This window comes from Cedecea neteri (assembly GCF_000757825.1).
In the GTDB taxonomy this organism is placed as follows: Bacteria; Pseudomonadota; Gammaproteobacteria; order Enterobacterales; family Enterobacteriaceae; genus Cedecea; species Cedecea selenatireducens.
Genome location: NZ_CP009451.1, coordinates 2,765,042 through 2,782,075, shown reverse-complemented (window position 1 = coordinate 2,782,075; position 17,034 = coordinate 2,765,042). Strand labels below are relative to the sequence as shown.

General features: G+C 55.9%; 15 protein-coding genes and 1 pseudogene. 5 read left to right on the top strand and 11 right to left on the bottom strand.

The features are described from left to right. Positions 1 to 13: 13 nt before the first annotated feature. The 11 genes and pseudogenes from JT31_RS12800 to dnaA all read right to left on the bottom strand — a co-directional run bounded on the left by JT31_RS12800 (position 14) and on the right by dnaA (position 12,425). Positions 14 to 1,350 (bottom strand): annotated as a pseudogene (locus JT31_RS12800) (MFS transporter). A gap of 65 nt (positions 1,351 to 1,415) precedes the next feature. Then, positions 1,416 to 2,564: a galactonate dehydratase gene (gene dgoD / locus JT31_RS12795; RefSeq protein WP_038477606.1), complete on the bottom strand. Its 1,149-nt coding sequence runs from the start codon at positions 2,562 to 2,564 to the stop codon at positions 1,416 to 1,418. Beyond that, on the bottom strand, positions 2,561 to 3,178 hold the full coding sequence (locus JT31_RS12790) for a 2-dehydro-3-deoxy-6-phosphogalactonate aldolase (RefSeq protein ID WP_038477603.1): 618 nt from the start codon (positions 3,176 to 3,178) through the stop codon (positions 2,561 to 2,563). The genes dgoD and JT31_RS12790 overlap by 4 nt, the downstream gene beginning before the upstream one ends. Continuing rightward, positions 3,162 to 4,046: a 2-dehydro-3-deoxygalactonokinase gene (locus tag JT31_RS12785; RefSeq protein ID WP_038477600.1), complete on the bottom strand. Its 885-nt coding sequence runs from the start codon at positions 4,044 to 4,046 to the stop codon at positions 3,162 to 3,164. The genes JT31_RS12790 and JT31_RS12785 overlap by 17 nt, the downstream gene beginning before the upstream one ends. Beyond that, positions 4,043 to 4,732 carry a D-galactonate utilization transcriptional regulator DgoR gene (dgoR, locus tag JT31_RS12780; protein WP_038477597.1) on the bottom strand — a complete coding sequence of 230 codons (690 nt, stop codon included), beginning with the start codon at positions 4,730 to 4,732 and terminating at the stop codon, positions 4,043 to 4,045. The genes JT31_RS12785 and dgoR overlap by 4 nt, the downstream gene beginning before the upstream one ends. A gap of 226 nt (positions 4,733 to 4,958) precedes the next feature. Beyond that, the gene (gene yidA / locus JT31_RS12775) at positions 4,959 to 5,771 is read right to left on the bottom strand and encodes a sugar-phosphatase (protein ID WP_038477595.1); all 813 of its coding nucleotides are present in this window, start codon (positions 5,769 to 5,771) and stop codon (positions 4,959 to 4,961) included. Between the two features lie 148 nt (positions 5,772 to 5,919). Then, a complete protein-coding gene (locus JT31_RS12770) occupies positions 5,920 to 6,318 on the bottom strand; it encodes a YidB family protein (protein WP_038477592.1) in 399 nt (132 codons plus the stop codon). 102 nt (positions 6,319 to 6,420) lie between these two features. Beyond that, positions 6,421 to 8,835 (bottom strand): DNA topoisomerase (ATP-hydrolyzing) subunit B, encoded by a 2,415-nt coding sequence (gyrB, locus tag JT31_RS12765; protein ID WP_038477589.1) that lies wholly within the window; start codon positions 8,833 to 8,835, stop codon positions 6,421 to 6,423. 28 nt (positions 8,836 to 8,863) lie between these two features. After that, positions 8,864 to 9,937 (bottom strand): DNA replication/repair protein RecF, encoded by a 1,074-nt coding sequence (gene recF, locus JT31_RS12760; protein ID WP_038477586.1) that lies wholly within the window; start codon positions 9,935 to 9,937, stop codon positions 8,864 to 8,866. Next, positions 9,938 to 11,038, bottom strand: coding sequence for a DNA polymerase III subunit beta (gene dnaN / locus JT31_RS12755; protein WP_038477583.1), 1,101 nt, complete (start codon positions 11,036 to 11,038; stop codon positions 9,938 to 9,940). Positions 11,039 to 11,042: 4 nt separating this feature from the next. Then, a complete protein-coding gene (gene dnaA, locus JT31_RS12750) occupies positions 11,043 to 12,425 on the bottom strand; it encodes a chromosomal replication initiator protein DnaA (protein WP_038483077.1) in 1,383 nt (460 codons plus the stop codon). 593 nt (positions 12,426 to 13,018) lie between these two features. On the opposite strand from dnaA, the gene rpmH reads away from it, so the two are divergent. The 5 genes from rpmH to mnmE all read left to right on the top strand — a co-directional run bounded on the left by rpmH (position 13,019) and on the right by mnmE (position 16,845). Next, a complete protein-coding gene (gene rpmH / locus JT31_RS23130) occupies positions 13,019 to 13,159 on the top strand; it encodes a 50S ribosomal protein L34 (protein ID WP_003849659.1) in 141 nt (46 codons plus the stop codon). 17 nt (positions 13,160 to 13,176) lie between these two features. Then, a complete protein-coding gene (rnpA, locus tag JT31_RS23125; RefSeq protein WP_071842958.1) occupies positions 13,177 to 13,536 on the top strand; it encodes a ribonuclease P protein component in 360 nt (119 codons plus the stop codon). Continuing rightward, a complete protein-coding gene (gene yidD / locus JT31_RS23120) occupies positions 13,500 to 13,757 on the top strand; it encodes a membrane protein insertion efficiency factor YidD (protein ID WP_071530513.1) in 258 nt (85 codons plus the stop codon). The genes rnpA and yidD overlap by 37 nt, the downstream gene beginning before the upstream one ends. Positions 13,758 to 13,759: 2 nt before the next feature. After that, a complete protein-coding gene (yidC, locus tag JT31_RS12740) occupies positions 13,760 to 15,403 on the top strand; it encodes a membrane protein insertase YidC (protein ID WP_038477577.1) in 1,644 nt (547 codons plus the stop codon). A gap of 77 nt (positions 15,404 to 15,480) precedes the next feature. Further along, complete coding sequence (gene mnmE, locus JT31_RS12735) at positions 15,481 to 16,845, top strand: tRNA uridine-5-carboxymethylaminomethyl(34) synthesis GTPase MnmE (RefSeq protein ID WP_038477574.1); 1,365 nt, start codon at positions 15,481 to 15,483, stop codon at positions 16,843 to 16,845. The last annotated feature ends 189 nt before the right edge of the window (positions 16,846 to 17,034 follow it).

Below are 17,034 nucleotides of genomic sequence, written 5' to 3'. Positions count from 1 at the left end.
CCCCTTTCTCTCATTAACCGACCCTTTCCACTTTCCCCACCAGCAGGATGTAAGAAAGCGCACCCAGCAGCGCAACCACGGAGATATACACCAGCGCCGGAGCGAAGCCGTAGCTTTGCGCGAGATAGCCAATCACCAGCGGCACGGTGATCCCGCCGAGGCCGCCGACAAAGTTAAACACGCCACCCGTCAGGCCAATCAGGCGCATCGGCGCCAGGGAAGACACCAGCGACCAGGTGATGGACGCAAAGCCGTTGCCGAAGAAGGCTATCGCCATCAGCGTCATGATCCACACCGGATCGTTGGTGTAGTTGGCGCCCATAATGCAGGTGGAAATCAGCAGCCCGCAGATGATGGGCGCTTTACGTGCGATGCCCAGCGAGTAACCTTTGCGCACCAGGCGATCCGCTACCCATCCGGAGAGCAACACCCCGAAGAACGCCGCCAGGAACGGCACAGTGGTCATAAATCCGGCCTTCAGCGCGGTAATGCCTTTTTCCTGCGTCAGGTAGTTCGGGAACCAGGTCAGGAAGAACCAAAGGGTAGACGTGACGGCAAATTGCCCGAGGTAAACGCCCACTAGCTTACGGTGGAACACCAGTTTCCAGTCGGCGGCGCTGAGCGGCTTACGCGTTTTCTTTTCGGCCGGTGCATCGCCGTCCACCAGGCCCCCGCCTTCACGAATGTAGTCCAGCTCGGCGGTGTTAATGCCTTTACTTTTACGCGGCGGCTGATAAACCTTGAACCAAATCAGCGACCAAATAATGCCGATCCCGCCGGTCACGATAAATACCCAATGCCAGCTTAAAAGCTCCTGAATCCAGATCAGCAGCGGCGTTAAAAACGCCAGGCCAACAAACTGCCCGGAGGTGTAAAACCCTACCGCAGAAGCACGCTCGTGTTCCGGGAACCAGCTCGTCACCATGCGGTTATTGGTCGGGAACGCCGGTGCCTCAAAGATACCGGTGATGGCGCGCAGGCCAATCAGAGACATAAGCCCGGTGGCGAACCCCTGAAACAGCGTGGCGACGGACCAGCCGAAAATAGCAATAAAGTAGGTCAGGCGAGAGCCCACGCGGTCGAGGAACCAGCCGCCCGGGATCTGGCACAGGGTATAAAGCCAGGCAAAGGCCGAGAAGATATAGCCCATTTCCGTTTTGGTGATACCGAACTCGGCCTGAATATGGGCCGACGCGACCGCGAGGTTGGCGCGGTCAACGTAGCAAATCACTACCGTAATAAAGATCATCACCAGCGTTAAATAACGGCGGCGCGTAGGTTTCACCGCAGTTGCAGAAATATCCATGATATTTCGTCTCCAGAATATGGCATGGCGATGCTACTCACCATGCCCTGTTATACAGAGGGTGTTTATAATGTTTTATTTTTTACTGCAGACTTCAGGCGTTATTTATTTACCATTCAGCCACTGAACCATCGGCGTGACGCCATAAAGGATTTCGCCAGTCGGTGACATTTTTACTGCGGGCAATCACCTGCTCTTCGTCAATTTCAACGCCCAGACCCGGCTTCATCAACGGCAGGAAGTAACCGCCGTCCATTTTGAAATCATCTTTATTCTTAACAAAGTCGAGCAGCTCGGCGCCTTTGTTATAGTGAATGCCCATGCTTTGCTCCTGGAATACCGCATTGCGGGAAACAAAGTCGATATGCAGGCAAGCCGCGAGCGCAATTGGCCCCAGCGGGCAATGCGGTGCCAGGGAAACATCATAAGCTTCTGCCATTCCGGCAATTTTGTAGCATTCGGTGATGCCGCCTGCGTGAGAGAGATCGGGCTGCAGAATGGCAATCCCGCCCGCTTCCAATACACGTTTAAATTCGAAGCGAGAGAACATGCGTTCCCCGGCCGCAATAGGTATATGCGTTTGTGCCGCCAGCCGAGGATAATATTCAGCCTGCTCTGCCAGAACCGGCTCTTCAATAAACAGCGGACGATACGGTTCAAGCTCTTTAATTAATACTTTTGCCATCGGGGCGCTAACCCGACCGTGGAAATCAAGGCCAAACTCAATTTCATTGCCGAAGGTTTCGCGAATTTGCGCCACGGTATTTACTGCGGCGTCAACGGCGCGGGAATTATCAATAATGCCCATTTCCTCGCAGCCGTTTAATTTAAAAGTATCAAAACCAATTTTGCGTAAGGATTTAATCCCGTCGATCACTTCCGCCGGGCGGTCGCCGCCTACCCAGCTGTAGGCTTTAATTTTATCGCGCACCAGGCCGCCCATCAGCTGCCACACCGGCGCGTTGAGCACCTTACCTTTAATGTCCCACAGCGCCTGATCGATACCGGCAATAGCGCTCATCAGAATCGGGCCACCGCGGTAGAACCCGCCGCGATACATCACCTGCCACAGGTCGTTAATGCGGGCCGGATCCTGGCCAATCAGGTATTCACTTAGCTCATGAACCGCCGCCTCAACGCTGCGCGCCCGGCCTTCGATAACCGGCTCACCCCAGCCCACTACGCCCTCGTCAGTCTCAATTTTCAGGAACATCCAGCGCGGCGGTAAACGGTACGTCGTCAGTTTGGTAATTTTCATTGCACGGCCTCTTGATACGCTTTAACAAATGCTTTTGCCCTTTCGCTGGTGCGGCTTACCGGCTGCCCGGCGCGGTATAAATCACTGCCCAACCCGGCGCCGGCGCAGCCAGCCTGCAGCCAGATATGCAGGTTTTCCGGCGTGACGCCGCCGACGGCAAATACCGGCACCTCCGGCGGAAGCACGGCTTTCAGCGCCTTGATGTAGTCCGGCCCGAAGGCAGAAGAAGGGAAAATTTTCAGCGTCTGAGCGCCCGCATCCAGCGCGGAGAAAGCCTCGGAGGCCGTCGCACAGCCGGCACAAACCGTCATACCGTTTGCTACGGCGCGGCGTATCACCTCGGGCTGGGTGTTCGGCGTGACCATGAGCTTGCTGCCCATCGCCGCCAGCTCATCCACCTGCTCCGTCTTGAGCACCGTACCCGCCCCGATTAGCGCTTTATCGCCGAACTCCGTGACCATAGAAGCGATGCTTTGCTGCCACTGGGGGGAGTTGAGGGGAATCTCCACCGCGTCAAAACCGGCGTCCAGCAATGCGCTCACGTGCGCCTGAACCTCCAGCGGGGTGATGCCGCGTAAAATCGCGATCAGCGGAAGCTTAGTTTGCCACTGCATTTGCAATACTCCTTATTCCTGCCTGGAAAGCACTGTCGCCATCCACTACCTGGCTGCTAAAGCCGAGCAGGGATAAGGCCGCCTGGTAGCGGGCGCTGAGCGCAGGATTGGCGACAATAGTGACGGGCTGCCCGGTTGAACAGGCGAAGCGGCGCGTCATCGTTGCGGCTTCGCTGCCAATCAGCAGCCCGGAAAGGAAATCGCTAACCTGCTCTCGCGGTAGCTTGCCCAGCACGTGAGCGGCGCGTACTTCAAACAGCTGCGGCAGCAGGTCGCCGCCGTGAACCCCGTGCTCAAGCCCGGCGTTGAACGCCTCGGGGCTGGCCTGTTGTTCTGGCAGGCCGGTGCCAATCAGGGAGTGCTGAAGCAGCAGATGGTGCAGTTCGCCGGTCAATACGGTGCGGAAATCGAGCACCGCCTGTTCATCGGTCTGCACCCATTTGCAGTGGGTGCCGGGCATAATATAAAGCGGAGCAGGATGCAGTGAGCGGGCACCCAGCAGCTGGGTCTCTTCGCCGCGCATCACATTTTGATTGTCATCGCGTTGCACGCACAGGCCAGGAATGATCCACGCCTGTTCGGCTACCGCCGTCATCTGTTCACTGAAAGTGGCAAAACGAGCAGGGCACGGCAGATATGGGGCAATTTTCCAGCCCGCGTTGCTGCCCACCATCCCTGCCATCAACACCGGCGTGGGCGTCTCTCGCCAGCCTGCAACCACCTCGCTAAACACCGCCTCCGGGGACCTGCCGCCCAGGCGCGTCACGCCTGAAGTACTTTTGCGGCTGTCGATGCACGCTCCGTCCTGGTAGAGCCAGGCGCGAAGGTTGGTCGATCCCCAGTCAATGGCGATGTAGCGAGATGTCATGTAATGTCCTTCAGTCGTTTGGTGGAGCTGGCGATCATGGTGAGCGCCGCCTGCTCCGCTGCCGCGCTGTCCTGATGACGGATAGCGTCATACAGCGCTTTATGCTCCTGGAGGGTTTTCGGCATATTGGCCTCATCGCCCATCCAGGTGCGTTCAAAAACGGCCCGCTGCAGGGAGCTGATAGCAATGCTCAGCTGCTGCAGCACCGGGTTATGCACAGACTCCAGCACCGCTTCGTGATAGCGAATATCCGCCTCATTAAACGCGTCGCGGTGCTGATTATTCGCCACCATGTCGTTCAGGGCGCTTTCTATCCGGGCCAGGTCATTCGACGTAGCGCGCTCCGCCGCCCAGCGGGCAATGGCGGGTTCAACCAGATTTCGCACTTCGCTCATCGCGGCTATCAGGCGTGGGTCGTAATCATTCGCCAGCACCCATTGCAGCACCTCGGTATCGAGGTAGTTCCACTGGTTTCGGGGCTGAACGAACGCGCCGCGGTAGCGCTTCATTTCAATCAGCCGCTTCGCCATCAGCGAGCGAAACACTTCCCGAATGATGTTGCGCGAAGTTTCAAACTCTTCGCACAAATCGGCTTCTGCCGGCAACGCTGCACCCGGCGCGTATTTTCCGCTAACGATTTGCTGCCCCAGCGTGACGATGATGCGGTCGGTTTTATTGAGGGTCATAACGGGTTCCTTGTGAACAAAGTCTTACCCGCTACTTTACCGCTCCCGCTGAATTTCACCGCATTTTTGAAGTACAAATGTGAGACCAGGTGCCGTTTCAATGCGTTCAATGTAGTACAATATATTGTCGTTGTACTACAATGTGGATCACATAATAGGCAATTGCTGAATGAAAGGATAAAAAAAACCCCGGCAGAGCCAGGGCAGCAGGAGAGAGAAGAAGGGCTTAATTCAGCACAAACTTCTCGATAGCGTAGGCAACGCCGTCCTCCAGGTTGGATTTGGTGACAAAGTTGCTGACGGCTTTTACTTTGTCGATAGCGTTGTCCATCGCCACGCCCATGCCCGCATATTCCAGCATCGCGATGTCGTTTTCCTGATCGCCGATGGTCATCACTTCTTCAGGCTTAATGCCCAGCTTCTCGGCCAGTGACTTCACGCCGGTGCCTTTGTTGACGCGCTTATCGAGAATTTCCAGGAAGTAAGGCGAGCTTTTCAGCAGCGTGTAGCGTTCAAAAACTTCAGCAGGAATTTTGGCGATGGCCTTGTCGAGGATGGCCGGCTCATCAATCATCATGACCTTCAGGAACTCGCCGTTTTTATCCATGTTTTCCGCTTCGCAGAACATCAGAGGAATGCTGGCGATAAAGGATTCATGCACCGTGTAATAGCTGATATCGCGGTTTGCGGTATACAGCGTGTGGCGATCAAGCGCGTGGAAGTGCGAGCCGACTTCGCGGGACAGATTTTCCAGGTAACGATAGTCGTCATAGCTCAGCGCCGTCTGGGCAACCGTGCTGCCGTCGCTGGCTTTCTGCACCAGCGCGCCGTTGTAGGTGATGCAGTAGTCGCCGGGCTTATCCATATGCAGCTCGCGCAGATAGCTTTCAACGCCAGCAAACGGACGACCGGTACAGATAACGACATTCACGCCGCGTTCACGTGCCGCCGCAACGGCCTGTTTTACCGCCGGGGAGATGGTGTGGTCTGGCAGCAGCAGCGTGCCATCCATATCAATTGCAATCAGTTTTATGGCCATGGGATCTTCAGAGGTAATGGATTTACCTCATGCTAACGCGATTCCGCTCAAAAAACAGCAGCAAACTCCGGGGAAAAGGGGGATCAGAGGCGGCGGGCAAACTCCTCTTTTAAAAGCCCCGGACATAAAGCCGGGGCCAACAAAAAGGTCAGCTAAAAAGCTTACCTTTCAGTAAGTTAACACCCGTACTGAGCAGGTCATTATGGGCTTCCGGCGTGACTTCGCCGTTTGGCGACAGCGCGTCGATCACCTTCGGCAGGTATTCCGCCAGTAAAGCGGAAGCCGAGCCGGCATCCACGCCCAGTTTTTCCCCCAGCGCCGCAACGGACGGTGAACCCAGCGCCTGGGTTATCTGGTCGCCGCTCAGCGACTGATTTGTCCCGTTGCTGCTCAGCCACGAGGAGACGATTTCGCTTAAGCCCCCCTGGCGCAGCTTATCCAACAGCGCCTGAATACCGCCCTGCTGTTCTACCCAGCTTAGAATGGCCTGATATTTACCGGCGTCGCCGTTTAACAGCGAGCCCGCAACCTGATCAAAAAGCCCCATGGTGTTTCCCTCTGTGATGTAGAAATTCGACAACGCAAAGTATAGCGCCCATAAAAAAAGCCGTGCTAAAAGCACGGCCTTCTTAATCGCTGACGTTCAATATTAGATATCGATGTTCGCAGCCTTCAGGGCGTTCTCTTCGATAAACGCACGGCGTGGTTCTACCGCATCGCCCATCAGGGTGGTGAACAGCTGGTCTGCAGCAATCGCGTCTTTAACGGTAACGCGCAGCATGCGGCGGCTGTCCGGATCCATGGTGGTTTCCCACAGCTGCTCCGGGTTCATCTCGCCCAGACCTTTATAACGCTGGATAGCCAGGCCACGACGGGACTCTTTCTGCAGCCATTCCAGCGCCTGCTCGAAGCTGGTTACCGGCTGACGACGTTCGCCACGTTCGATAAACGCATCTTCTTCGATCAGGCCACGCAGCTTCTCACCGAGCGCACAAAGACGGCCGTATTCGCCCCCTTCAACAAACTCTTTTTCCAGCACGTAGTCGGTGTCCACGCCGTGAGTACGCACGCGCACAATCGGCTCAAACACGTTCAGCTCGCTGTTGCGGTGGATAGCGTATTTCCAGGTGCTGCCGTGCTCCTCTTTCTCGTTCAGCGTGGTAGTCAGCGCAGAAATCCACTGCGTCACTTTCGCTTCATCGATCAGGTCAGCCGCCTGCAACGTTGGGTGATAAACCAGGTTGTTCAGCAGGTTGCGCGGATAACGACGCTCCATGCGGCCAATCATTTTCTGCGCGGTGTTGTACTCGGCCACCAGCTTCTCAAGCGGCTCACCGGCCAGAGCAGGTGCACTTGCGTTGGTGTGCAGGGTTGCGCCGTCAAGCGCGATGGAGATCTGATACTGATCCATCGCCTCATCGTCTTTGATGTACTGCTCCTGCTTGCCTTTCTTCACTTTGTACAGCGGCGGCTGCGCAATGTAGATGTGGCCGCGCTCAACGATTTCCGGCATCTGACGGTAGAAGAAGGTCAGCAGCAGGGTGCGGATGTGCGAACCATCCACGTCGGCATCGGTCATGATGATGATGTGGTGATAGCGCAGCTTGTCCGGGTTGTATTCGTCACGGCCGATGCCGCAGCCCAGGGCGGTGATAAGCGTCGCTACTTCCTGAGAGGAGAGCATCTTGTCGAAGCGCGCCTTCTCAACGTTCAGGATTTTCCCTTTCAGCGGCAGGATCGCCTGGTTCTTACGGTTACGCCCCTGTTTTGCAGAGCCGCCCGCAGAGTCCCCTTCCACAAGGTACAGTTCAGACAGCGCCGGGTCGCGTTCCTGGCAGTCCGCCAGCTTGCCCGGCAGGCCAGCAAGATCAAGCGCGCCTTTACGGCGGGTCATTTCACGTGCGCGACGAGCAGCTTCACGAGCACGAGCAGCGTCGATAATTTTGCCGACAACGATTTTCGCATCGCCAGGATGTTCAAGCAGGTATTCGGCCAGCAGTTCGTTCATCTGCTGCTCAACCGCGGATTTCACTTCCGAAGAAACCAGTTTGTCTTTGGTCTGGGAAGAGAACTTCGGATCCGGCACCTTCACGGAAACCACGGCAATCAGGCCTTCACGCGCATCGTCACCGGTGGCGCTGACTTTGGCTTTTTTGCTGTAGCCTTCTTTGTCCATGTAGGCGTTCAGGGTACGGGTCATCGCCGCACGGAAGCCCGCAAGGTGAGTCCCGCCGTCGCGCTGAGGAATGTTGTTGGTGAAGCAGTAGATGTTTTCCTGGAAACCGTCGTTCCACTGCAGCGCCACTTCTACGCCGATACCGTCTTTTTCAGTGCTGAAATAGAACACGTTCGGGTGAATAGGCGTTTTGTTCTTGTTGAGGTACTCAACAAACGCCTTGATGCCGCCTTCGTAGTGGAAGTGATCCTGCTTACCGTCGCGCTTGTCGTTCAGGCGAATAGACACGCCGGAGTTCAGGAACGAAAGCTCACGCAGGCGCTTAGCCAGGATGTCGTACTCAAATTCCACCACGTTGGTGAAGGTTTCATGGCTCGGCCAGAAACGCACCTGGGTGCCGGTCAGTTCGGTTTCGCCGGTGACCGCCAGCGGAGCCTGCGGCACGCCGTGCACGTAGGTTTGCTGATGAGTTTTGCCTTCGCGGCGAATCAACAGTTCCAGCTTCTGTGACAGGGCGTTAACAACGGAAACGCCTACGCCGTGCAGGCCGCCAGAAACTTTATAGGAGTTATCGTCGAATTTACCGCCGGCGTGCAGTACGGTCATGATAACTTCCGCAGCCGAGACGCCCTCTTCCGGGTGAATGCCGGTTGGAATACCACGGCCGTCATCGGTTACCGAAACGGAGTTATCCGCGTGGATAGTGACCACGATGTCTTTACAGTGGCCCGCGAGCGCTTCGTCGATAGCGTTATCCACGACCTCAAATACCATGTGGTGCAGACCGGTGCCGTCATCCGTATCGCCGATATACATGCCCGGGCGTTTACGTACCGCATCCAGCCCCTTAAGGACTTTGATACTGGAGGAGTCATAAGAATTCGACATCAACGTTTCTCGCTCATTTAATCTTGGGTTAATCCGCTATTTTACCCTGATCCACGGCGAACATCTTTGAATTTTTGTCCGCCATATCCATCACATGTTCGGCGCTGATCGCGCTAACAAAAACCTGTGATTCCGTGGCCTTTAACCGGCTGGCCAACAGGCCGCGCCTGGCATCATCCAGTTCAGAGGCAAAATCATCTATCAGATACAGGCAACGCCGCCCGTTCTGCCGGGTGAGAAACTCACCCTGCGCCAGTCGTAAGGCGCACATCAGTAATTTAAGCTGCCCGCGCGAGAGCGTATCTTCTACCGGCGCACCGTCGGCGCGAATACGAAAATCCGCTTTATGAGGGCCGTGTGCGGTATAGGTCAGCATCCGGTCGCGTTCGAAATTACGCTCCAGCACTTCGCTGTAGTCGCTCTCTTTCTCCCAGCCGCGCTGGAAGGAAAAGCTCAGAGCGAATTCCGGCAGAAATTGCGCACAGGTATCGGCCATATCTTCCGCAATGGCGGCGCTATAATCGGCGCGCCAGCGGCTGATCTGCTCGGCCAGCGGAATCAGTTCCTGATCCCACGGGCGCAGCTGTGCGTAGCGTGTCACCTGGCGCAACGCGGCGTTGCGTTGCTTCAGCAGGCGTTTGAGGTTACTCCAGGCAACAAAAAAGCCTGGTTCGTTGTGAAAACAGCCCCAATCAAGGAAAGCTCTACGGTATTTGGGGCCGCCGCCGAGCAAAGTAAACCCCTCCGGGGTAATCAGCTGCATCGGCATCATCATCGCCAGGTCGGCGATTTTGTGGCCGTCGCTGCCGTCAATGCGCACTTTGCTGTCGCCGGTGCGGTCTTTGGACAGGCCGATTGAGGTTTCCCTTTCACCGTCCTGCAGCCGCCCGTGCAAAACAAAAGCGTTCTGCTCATGGCGGATCACGCGTTCAATTTTCAGGCTGCGAAAAGCGCGGCCGTGCCCGAGGGTGTAAATCGCCTCAAGCACGCTGGTTTTGCCGCTGCCGTTAGCACCGACCAGAAAATTAAAGCCAGGAGAAAGAGCGAGATCCGCGTTTTCGATGTTGCGAAAGTCTTTAATCAGCAAACGCGTAAGTGACATCTACAGTCTCATTGGCATAACAACATAGGCCGCCGCCTGGCTGGCCGCGTCTTCAATCTGCACGCTGGAAACGGAGTCCGTCAGCAGGATGCGGACGTTCTCACACTTCAGGGCGTTCAGCACGTCCAGCACATAGCTGACGTTGAAGCCGATTTCCATCTCGGTACCGTCGTAGGAAACGTCCAGAATTTCTTCTGCTTCTTCCTGCTCCGGGTTGTTTGCCGTGATTTTCAGCTGGTTTGCGCTGACGAACAGGCGCACGCCACGGAATTTCTCGTTCGACAGGATAGCCGCCCGGGCAAACGCCTGTTTCAGCAGGTCACAGCCTGCATCGAGGTGTTTATCCGGGTTCTTCGGCAGCACGCGACGATAGTCCGGGAAGCGGCCATCCACCAGCTTAGAAGTAAAGATGAAGTCACCGACGTGAGCGCGAATGTTATTGCTGCCGATCTGCACGCGCAGCGGGGTTTCGCCGCCGTCGAGCATACGCATCAGCTCAATCACGCCTTTACGCGGCACGATGACCGAATGATTTGGCAAAGGCTGCCCAACCGGCATCGAACAGACCGCCAGGCGGTGGCCGTCCGTTGCGACGGTGCGCAGGTCTTCACCTTCGGTTTCGAACAGCATGCCGTTCAGGTAATAGCGAACGTCCTGATGCGCCATCGAGAACTGCGTGGCTTCTATCAGGCGCTTCATGGTCGCCTGCGGCAGGGTAAATTCTACCTCGCTCTGCCAGTCGTCCAGGTTAGGGAAGTCCGCCGCCGGCAGCGTGGAAAGCGAAAAGCGGCTACGCCCGGAGCGCACCAGCATGCGGTCGCCCTCCAGCTGTACCGCAATTTCAGCCCCTTCCGGCAGGCCACGGCAGATATCGAAGAATTTACGTGCCGGTACGGTCGTTGCCCCAGGTTCATGAGGCTGTACCAGCGCCACGCGCGCCACCATCTCCATTTCCAGATCGGTACCGGTTAAAGAGAGTGCACCTTCAGCCACCTGCAGCAGCAGGTTGCCCAGGATAGGCAGGGTCGGGCGGCCTCCGAGGGGGCCACTTACCTGCTGTAGCGGTTTTAATAAATGTTCACGTTCAACGGTAAATTTCATAGCGTCACGAAGATAATGTTCTGATTAAATTGGAGAAATCTTCTTTGATATCGTGGCTTTCTTCACGCAACTGCTCAATCTTACGGCAGGCATGCAAAACCGTGGTGTGGTCGCGTCCACCAAAAGCATCGCCAATTTCCGGCAGGCTATGGTTGGTCAGCTCTTTTGCCAGCGCCATCGCCATCTGGCGCGGACGGGCAACGGAACGAGAGCGACGCTTGGACAGCAGATCAGCGACCTTAATTTTATAATACTCGGCCACCGTTTTCTGAATATTATCGATGGTGACCAGCTTCTCCTGAAGCGCCAGCAGATCGCGCAGCGCTTCACGAACGAAGTCGATGGTAATTGCCCGGCCGGTAAAGTTGGCGTTGGCGATTACGCGGTTCAGCGCCCCTTCCAGCTCGCGGACGTTAGAGCGCAGTCGCTTGGCAATAAAGAAGGCCACTTCGCCCGGCAGACGGATATCGTTCTCGTCGGCCTTTTTCATCAGGATCGCCACACGCGTTTCAAGTTCAGGTGGTTCGATCGCCACCGTCAGCCCCCAGCCGAAACGGGATTTCAAACGATCCTCAACGCCGTTGATCTCTTTTGGATAGCGATCCGACGTCAGAATGATCTGTTGATTGCCTTCCAGCAGGGCATTAAAGGTGTGGAAAAACTCTTCCTGAGAACGTTCTTTATTGGCAAAAAACTGAATGTCATCGATAAGCAGCGCATCCACCGAGCGGTAGTAGCGTTTGAACTCTTCGATGGCGTTGTTCTGCAACGCTTTAACCATGTCCTGAACAAAACGCTCAGAGTGCATGTACACCACTTTGGCATTCGGCTTGCGCGCCATGATGCCGTTACCCACAGCATGTAAAAGGTGCGTTTTACCTAAACCGGTGCCGCCATAAAGGAAGAGTGGATTATAAGCGCCGCCTGGGTTATCGGCCACCTGACGTGCCGCTGCGCGGGCCAGCTGGTTCGATTTACCTTCAACGAAGTTATCAAAGGTGTGTTTCAGGTTAACGTTAGAACGGTAGGACGGCTCAGCGGGCGCAGGCATGTTATCCCAGCTTGGGCGCATCGGCGCCGCAGCGCGCGCAACCTGAGCTGGCGCCGCAGTAGTTGCCAGTTCGGCAACGGGCTGAGTCACGGGCTTACTGCCGACTTCGAAGCGCAGCAAAGGCGCGTCGGTGCCGCAGAAATCATTGAGCAGTCCATTGATATTATTAAGGTACTTATCACGCACCCAGTCGAGCACAAAACGATTAGGCGCGTACAAAGCCAGCGTGTTATCGCTCAGTTCCGCCTGTAGGGGGCGTATCCACATACTGAATTCTGTGGCTGGTAACTCATCCTGCAATCGGGCAAGACACTGCTGCCAAAGCGAAAGTGACACGGCGGACTCCACTCGAACAAAGTCGATAAAAAGACGAAGACTGAAAGTTATACATTCATGATTGTTGACACGCGCTCTCAGGCTGTGGGAGGCGCGCGAACCGCTATTTGCGGTTTCCCCGGTGAAGGCTGGATCACGATCGGGACCGCGGATCATAGCCTAAAGCGCGGCAGAGATCTTCTGTTTCTCACAGATTCTTCACGAATTATCCACAGGGAAGTTTTGAGCGGGTTAAGTGTAATCGATCCTGGCACACGTGCAGTGTATAACCGTCTCATATTGGAAAATTTAATGACTAGCGCACAAATATCGCTAAAGGGATCTGATGAAGATCCGTGCGGATCCTTGCGCTTTCGCCGCAAGCCCGTATAATTCCCCACCCGTCGCGTAATGCCGCTGTACTTCAGCGGAGATCCGGGCCTCTTTTCGGGGTCAAAAAGGGCGCAGCAGTAAGGGAATTGAATTGACTCCGGAGTGTACAATTATTACAATCCGGCCTCTTTAATCAGCCACACTGAAGCGTAAGTCGTTCGCAGACCCTGTAGGGCATTACGCAAATCCAGTGAAATTTAATAGTTTAGGTAGAAATCGCCATGAAACGCACTTTTCAACCGTCCGTACTGAAGCGCAACCGTTCTCACGGCTTCCGTGCTCGTATGGCTACTAAAAATGGTCGTCAGGTTCTGGCACGTCGTCGTGCTAAAGGCCGCTCCCGTCTGACCGTTTCTAAGTAATAAAAGCTAACCCCTGCGTGGTTAAGCTAGCTTTTCCCAGGGAGTTACGTTTGTTAACTCCCCATCATTTCACATTCGTCTTCCAGCAGCCTCAACGGGCTGGCACGCCGCAAATCACCATCCTCGGCCGCCTGAATACGCTGGGGCATCCCCGCATCGGTCTCACCGTCGCTAAGAAAAACGTTAAACGCGCCCATGAACGCAATCGGATTAAACGTCTGACGCGTGAAAGCTTCCGTCTGCGTCAACACGAACTGCCACCAATGGATTTCGTGGTAGTAGCGAAAAAAGGGGTTGCCGACCTGGATAACCGGGCTTTATCGGAAGCATTGGAAAAGTTATGGCGCCGCCATTGTCGCCAGGCTCACGGGTCCTGATAGCCCTCATCAGGGTCTATCAACGCCTGATTAGTCCGCTTCTCGGGCCGCATTGTCGTTTCACCCCAACCTGTTCTCACTACGGAATTGAGGCCTTACGCAGGTTTGGAGTGTTAAAAGGCAGTTGGTTAACGATGAAACGCGTACTAAAATGCCACCCTTTGAACCCCGGTGGAGACGATCCCGTTCCGCCCGGACCTTTTGATACCAGAGAACACTAACGATGGATTCGCAACGCAATCTTTTTCTCATCGCTTTGTTGTTCGTGTCTTTCATGATCTGGCAAGCCTGGGAGCAGGACCACGCTCCTCAACCTCAGGTGCAGCAGACCACGCAGACCACGAACAGCCAGGGTAACGCCGCTAACCAGGGTGTGCCGGCCAGTGGCCAGGGAAAACTCATTACGGTTAAAACTGACGTTCTTGAACTGACCATCAACACCCGCGGTGGTGATGTAGAACAAGCGCTGTTGCCAACCTACCCGAAAGAGTTGAAATCCGCAGAGCCTTTCCAGCTGCTGGAAACCACGCCTGAATTTATCTACCAGGCGCAGAGCGGCCTGACCGGTCGTGATGGCCCGGATAACCCGGCGAACGGTGAGCGTCCTCTGTATAACGTCACCGCCGATACCTTCGCGCTGGCTGAAGGCCAGAACGAGCTGGTTGTTCCGCTGACGTTTACCGACGCGGCAGGCAACACCTTCACCAAGACCTTCACCCTGAAACGCGGTGAGTTCTCCGTGGGTGTCGACTACAACGTGAAGAACGTGGGCGAGAAGCCGCTGGAGCTGGCGACCTTTGGTCAGCTGAAGCAGTCCATCAACCTGCCTACTCATCGTGATACCGGCAGCAGCAACTTTGCGCTGCACACCTTCCGTGGTGCGGCCTACTCCACGCCGGATGCGAAGTACGAAAAATACAAGTTCGACAAGATTGCCGACGGCGAGAACCTGAACCTCAGCGCCAACAGCGGCTGGGTGGCAATGCTGCAGCAGTACTTTGCTACCGCATGGGTGCCACACACTCAGGGCGCGAACAACTTCTATACCACCAAGCTGAACAACGACGTGGCGGCAATTGGCTATAAGTCTGCCTCGCAGATCGTTCAGCCTGGCCAGACGGCTCAGATGGGCAGCACCCTGTGGGTAGGTCCGGAGATTCAGGACAAAATGGCGGCCGTTGCGCCACACCTTGACCTGACCGTGGATTACGGCTGGCTGTGGTTCATCTCTCAGCCGCTGTTTAAGCTGCTGAAATTTATCCACAGCTTCATCGGTAACTGGGGCTTCTCCATTATCGTTATCACCTTTATCGTTCGTGGCATCATGTACCCGCTGACCAAAGCGCAGTACACCTCGATGGCCAAAATGCGTATGCTGCAGCCAAAACTGGCGGCCATGCGTGAGCGTATCGGTGACGACAAGCAGCGTATGAGCCAGGAAATGATGGCGCTGTACAAAGCTGAGAAGGTTAACCCGCTGGGCGGCTGCTTCCCGCTGATCATCCAGATGCCAATCTTCCTGGCGCTGTACTACATGCTGATGGGCTCCGTTGAGCTGCGCCATGCGCCGTTCGCACTGTGGATCCATGACCTGTCTGCACAGGACCCGTACTACATCCTGCCGATTCTGATGGGCGCCACGATGTTCTTCATCCAGAAGATGTCGCCGACCACCGTAACCGACCCGATGCAGCAGAAGATAATGACCTTTATGCCGGTCATCTTCACCGTGTTCTTCCTGTGGTTCCCGTCAGGTCTGGTGCTGTACTATATCGTCAGCAACCTGGTGACCATCCTTCAGCAGCAGCTGATTTATCGCGGTCTGGAAAAGCGTGGCCTGCATAGCCGCGACAAGAAAAAGACCTGATAAGATTTAGCTTACAGCTTACGAAAGGCGGTCTATTGACCGCCTTTTTCTTTTTGATTCAAGGTCTGAGATAAACGATGAGCAATCATGACACGATTATTGCCCAGGCTACTCCGCCGGGGCGCGGTGGCGTAGGGATTCTGCGTATTTCCGGCCGCCAGGCGCGTGAGGTCGCAGAAGCTGTCCTCGGCAAACTGCCGAAACCGCGCTACGCGGACTACCTTCCTTTCCGTGATGCCGACGGCAGCGCGCTGGATCAGGGTATTGCGCTGTGGTTCCCTGGCCCGAATTCCTTCACCGGCGAGGACGTGCTTGAGCTGCAGGGGCACGGCGGCCCGGTTATCCTCGACCTGCTGTTAAAACGCATCCTGACGCTGCCTGGCCTGCGTATCGCCAGGCCCGGTGAGTTTTCTGAACGCGCGTTTCTGAACGATAAGCTCGACCTGGCGCAGGCAGAAGCCATTGCCGACCTGATCGACGCCAGCTCCGAACAGGCCGCTCGCTCGGCGCTCAACTCGCTTCAGGGCGCTTTCTCTTCGCGTATTAACCATCTGGTGGAAGCGCTGACTCACCTGCGCATCTACGTGGAAGCGGCTATCGACTTCCCGGACGAAGAGATCGACTTCCTCTCTGACGGTAAAATCGAAGCCCAGCTGCATCGGGTCATTGGCGACCTCGATGCGGTGCGCGCCGAAGCTCGTCAGGGCAGCCTGCTGCGCGAAGGCATGAAGGTGGTTATCGCCGGGCGTCCTAACGCCGGCAAATCCAGCCTGCTGAACGCGCTGGCCGGGCGCGAGGCCGCTATCGTTACCGACATAGCCGGCACCACGCGTGACGTGCTGCGCGAGCATATCCATATCGACGGCATGCCGCTGCATATCATCGATACCGCAGGCCTGCGCGAAGCCAGCGACGAAGTCGAACGCATCGGGATTGAACGTGCCTGGCAAGAGATTGAGCAGGCGGATCGCGTGCTGTTTATGGTCGACGGCACCACCACCGACGCCGTTGACCCGGCCGCCATCTGGCCAGATTTTATCGCTCGTCTGCCGGAGCGTTTGCCGATTACCGTGGTGCGCAATAAAGCTGACGTGACCGGCGAGACGCTTGGCCTGAGCGAAGTAAATGGTCACTCACTTGTTCGGCTTTCCGCCCGTACCGGGGAAGGTGTGGACGTGCTGCGCGCGCATCTGAAAGAGAGCATGGGCTTTGAAACCAACATGGAAGGTGGCTTCCTCGCCCGTCGCCGTCATCTGCAGGCGCTGGAGCAAGCCGCTGAACACCTGCAGCAGGGTAAAGCCCAGCTGCTGGGTGCCTGGGCCGGTGAACTGCTGGCTGAAGAGCTGCGCCTGGCCCAGCAGAACTTAAGTGAAATTACCGGTGAATTCAGCTCTGACGATCTGTTAGGGCGCATCTTCTCGAGCTTCTGTATCGGGAAATAACACTTCTCGGCCGCCCCGCGTCACACTTCAGAATGCGGGGCGTTTTCCTCAATTTCAAAATACTTCATCATTTCAATAGCCTGTCTTTTGAGCAATGTTTTTAAGTGTTTCACTGACGCAAACCACTAAGAATTCTCCCAGGATTGAATATATAATATATTGCTCAAAAAATAGGTCACTCTATTGAAG

Bases quoted from the DNA above. Each gene is read 5' to 3' on its own strand.
- JT31_RS12790 (WP_038477603.1), bottom strand. From the start codon at position 3,178: ATGCAGTGGCAAACTAAGCTTCCGCTGATCGCGATTTTACGCGGCATC.
- yidA (WP_038477595.1), bottom strand. From the start codon at position 5,771: ATGGCCATAAAACTGATTGCAATTGATATGGATGGCACGCTGCTGCTG.
- dgoR (WP_038477597.1), bottom strand. From the start codon at position 4,732: ATGACCCTCAATAAAACCGACCGCATCATCGTCACGCTGGGGCAGCAA.
- yidC (WP_038477577.1), top strand. From the start codon at position 13,760: ATGGATTCGCAACGCAATCTTTTTCTCATCGCTTTGTTGTTCGTGTCT.
- dnaN (WP_038477583.1), bottom strand. From the start codon at position 11,038: ATGAAATTTACCGTTGAACGTGAACATTTATTAAAACCGCTACAGCAG.
- JT31_RS12770 (WP_038477592.1), bottom strand. From the start codon at position 6,318: ATGGGGCTTTTTGATCAGGTTGCGGGCTCGCTGTTAAACGGCGACGCC.
- dgoD (WP_038477606.1), bottom strand. From the start codon at position 2,564: ATGAAAATTACCAAACTGACGACGTACCGTTTACCGCCGCGCTGGATG.
- mnmE (WP_038477574.1), top strand. From the start codon at position 15,481: ATGAGCAATCATGACACGATTATTGCCCAGGCTACTCCGCCGGGGCGC.
- yidD (WP_071530513.1), top strand. From the start codon at position 13,500: ATGGCGCCGCCATTGTCGCCAGGCTCACGGGTCCTGATAGCCCTCATC.
- JT31_RS12785 (WP_038477600.1), bottom strand. From the start codon at position 4,046: ATGACATCTCGCTACATCGCCATTGACTGGGGATCGACCAACCTTCGC.
- recF (WP_038477586.1), bottom strand. From the start codon at position 9,937: ATGTCACTTACGCGTTTGCTGATTAAAGACTTTCGCAACATCGAAAAC.
- gyrB (WP_038477589.1), bottom strand. From the start codon at position 8,835: ATGTCGAATTCTTATGACTCCTCCAGTATCAAAGTCCTTAAGGGGCTG.
- rpmH (WP_003849659.1), top strand. From the start codon at position 13,019: ATGAAACGCACTTTTCAACCGTCCGTACTGAAGCGCAACCGTTCTCAC.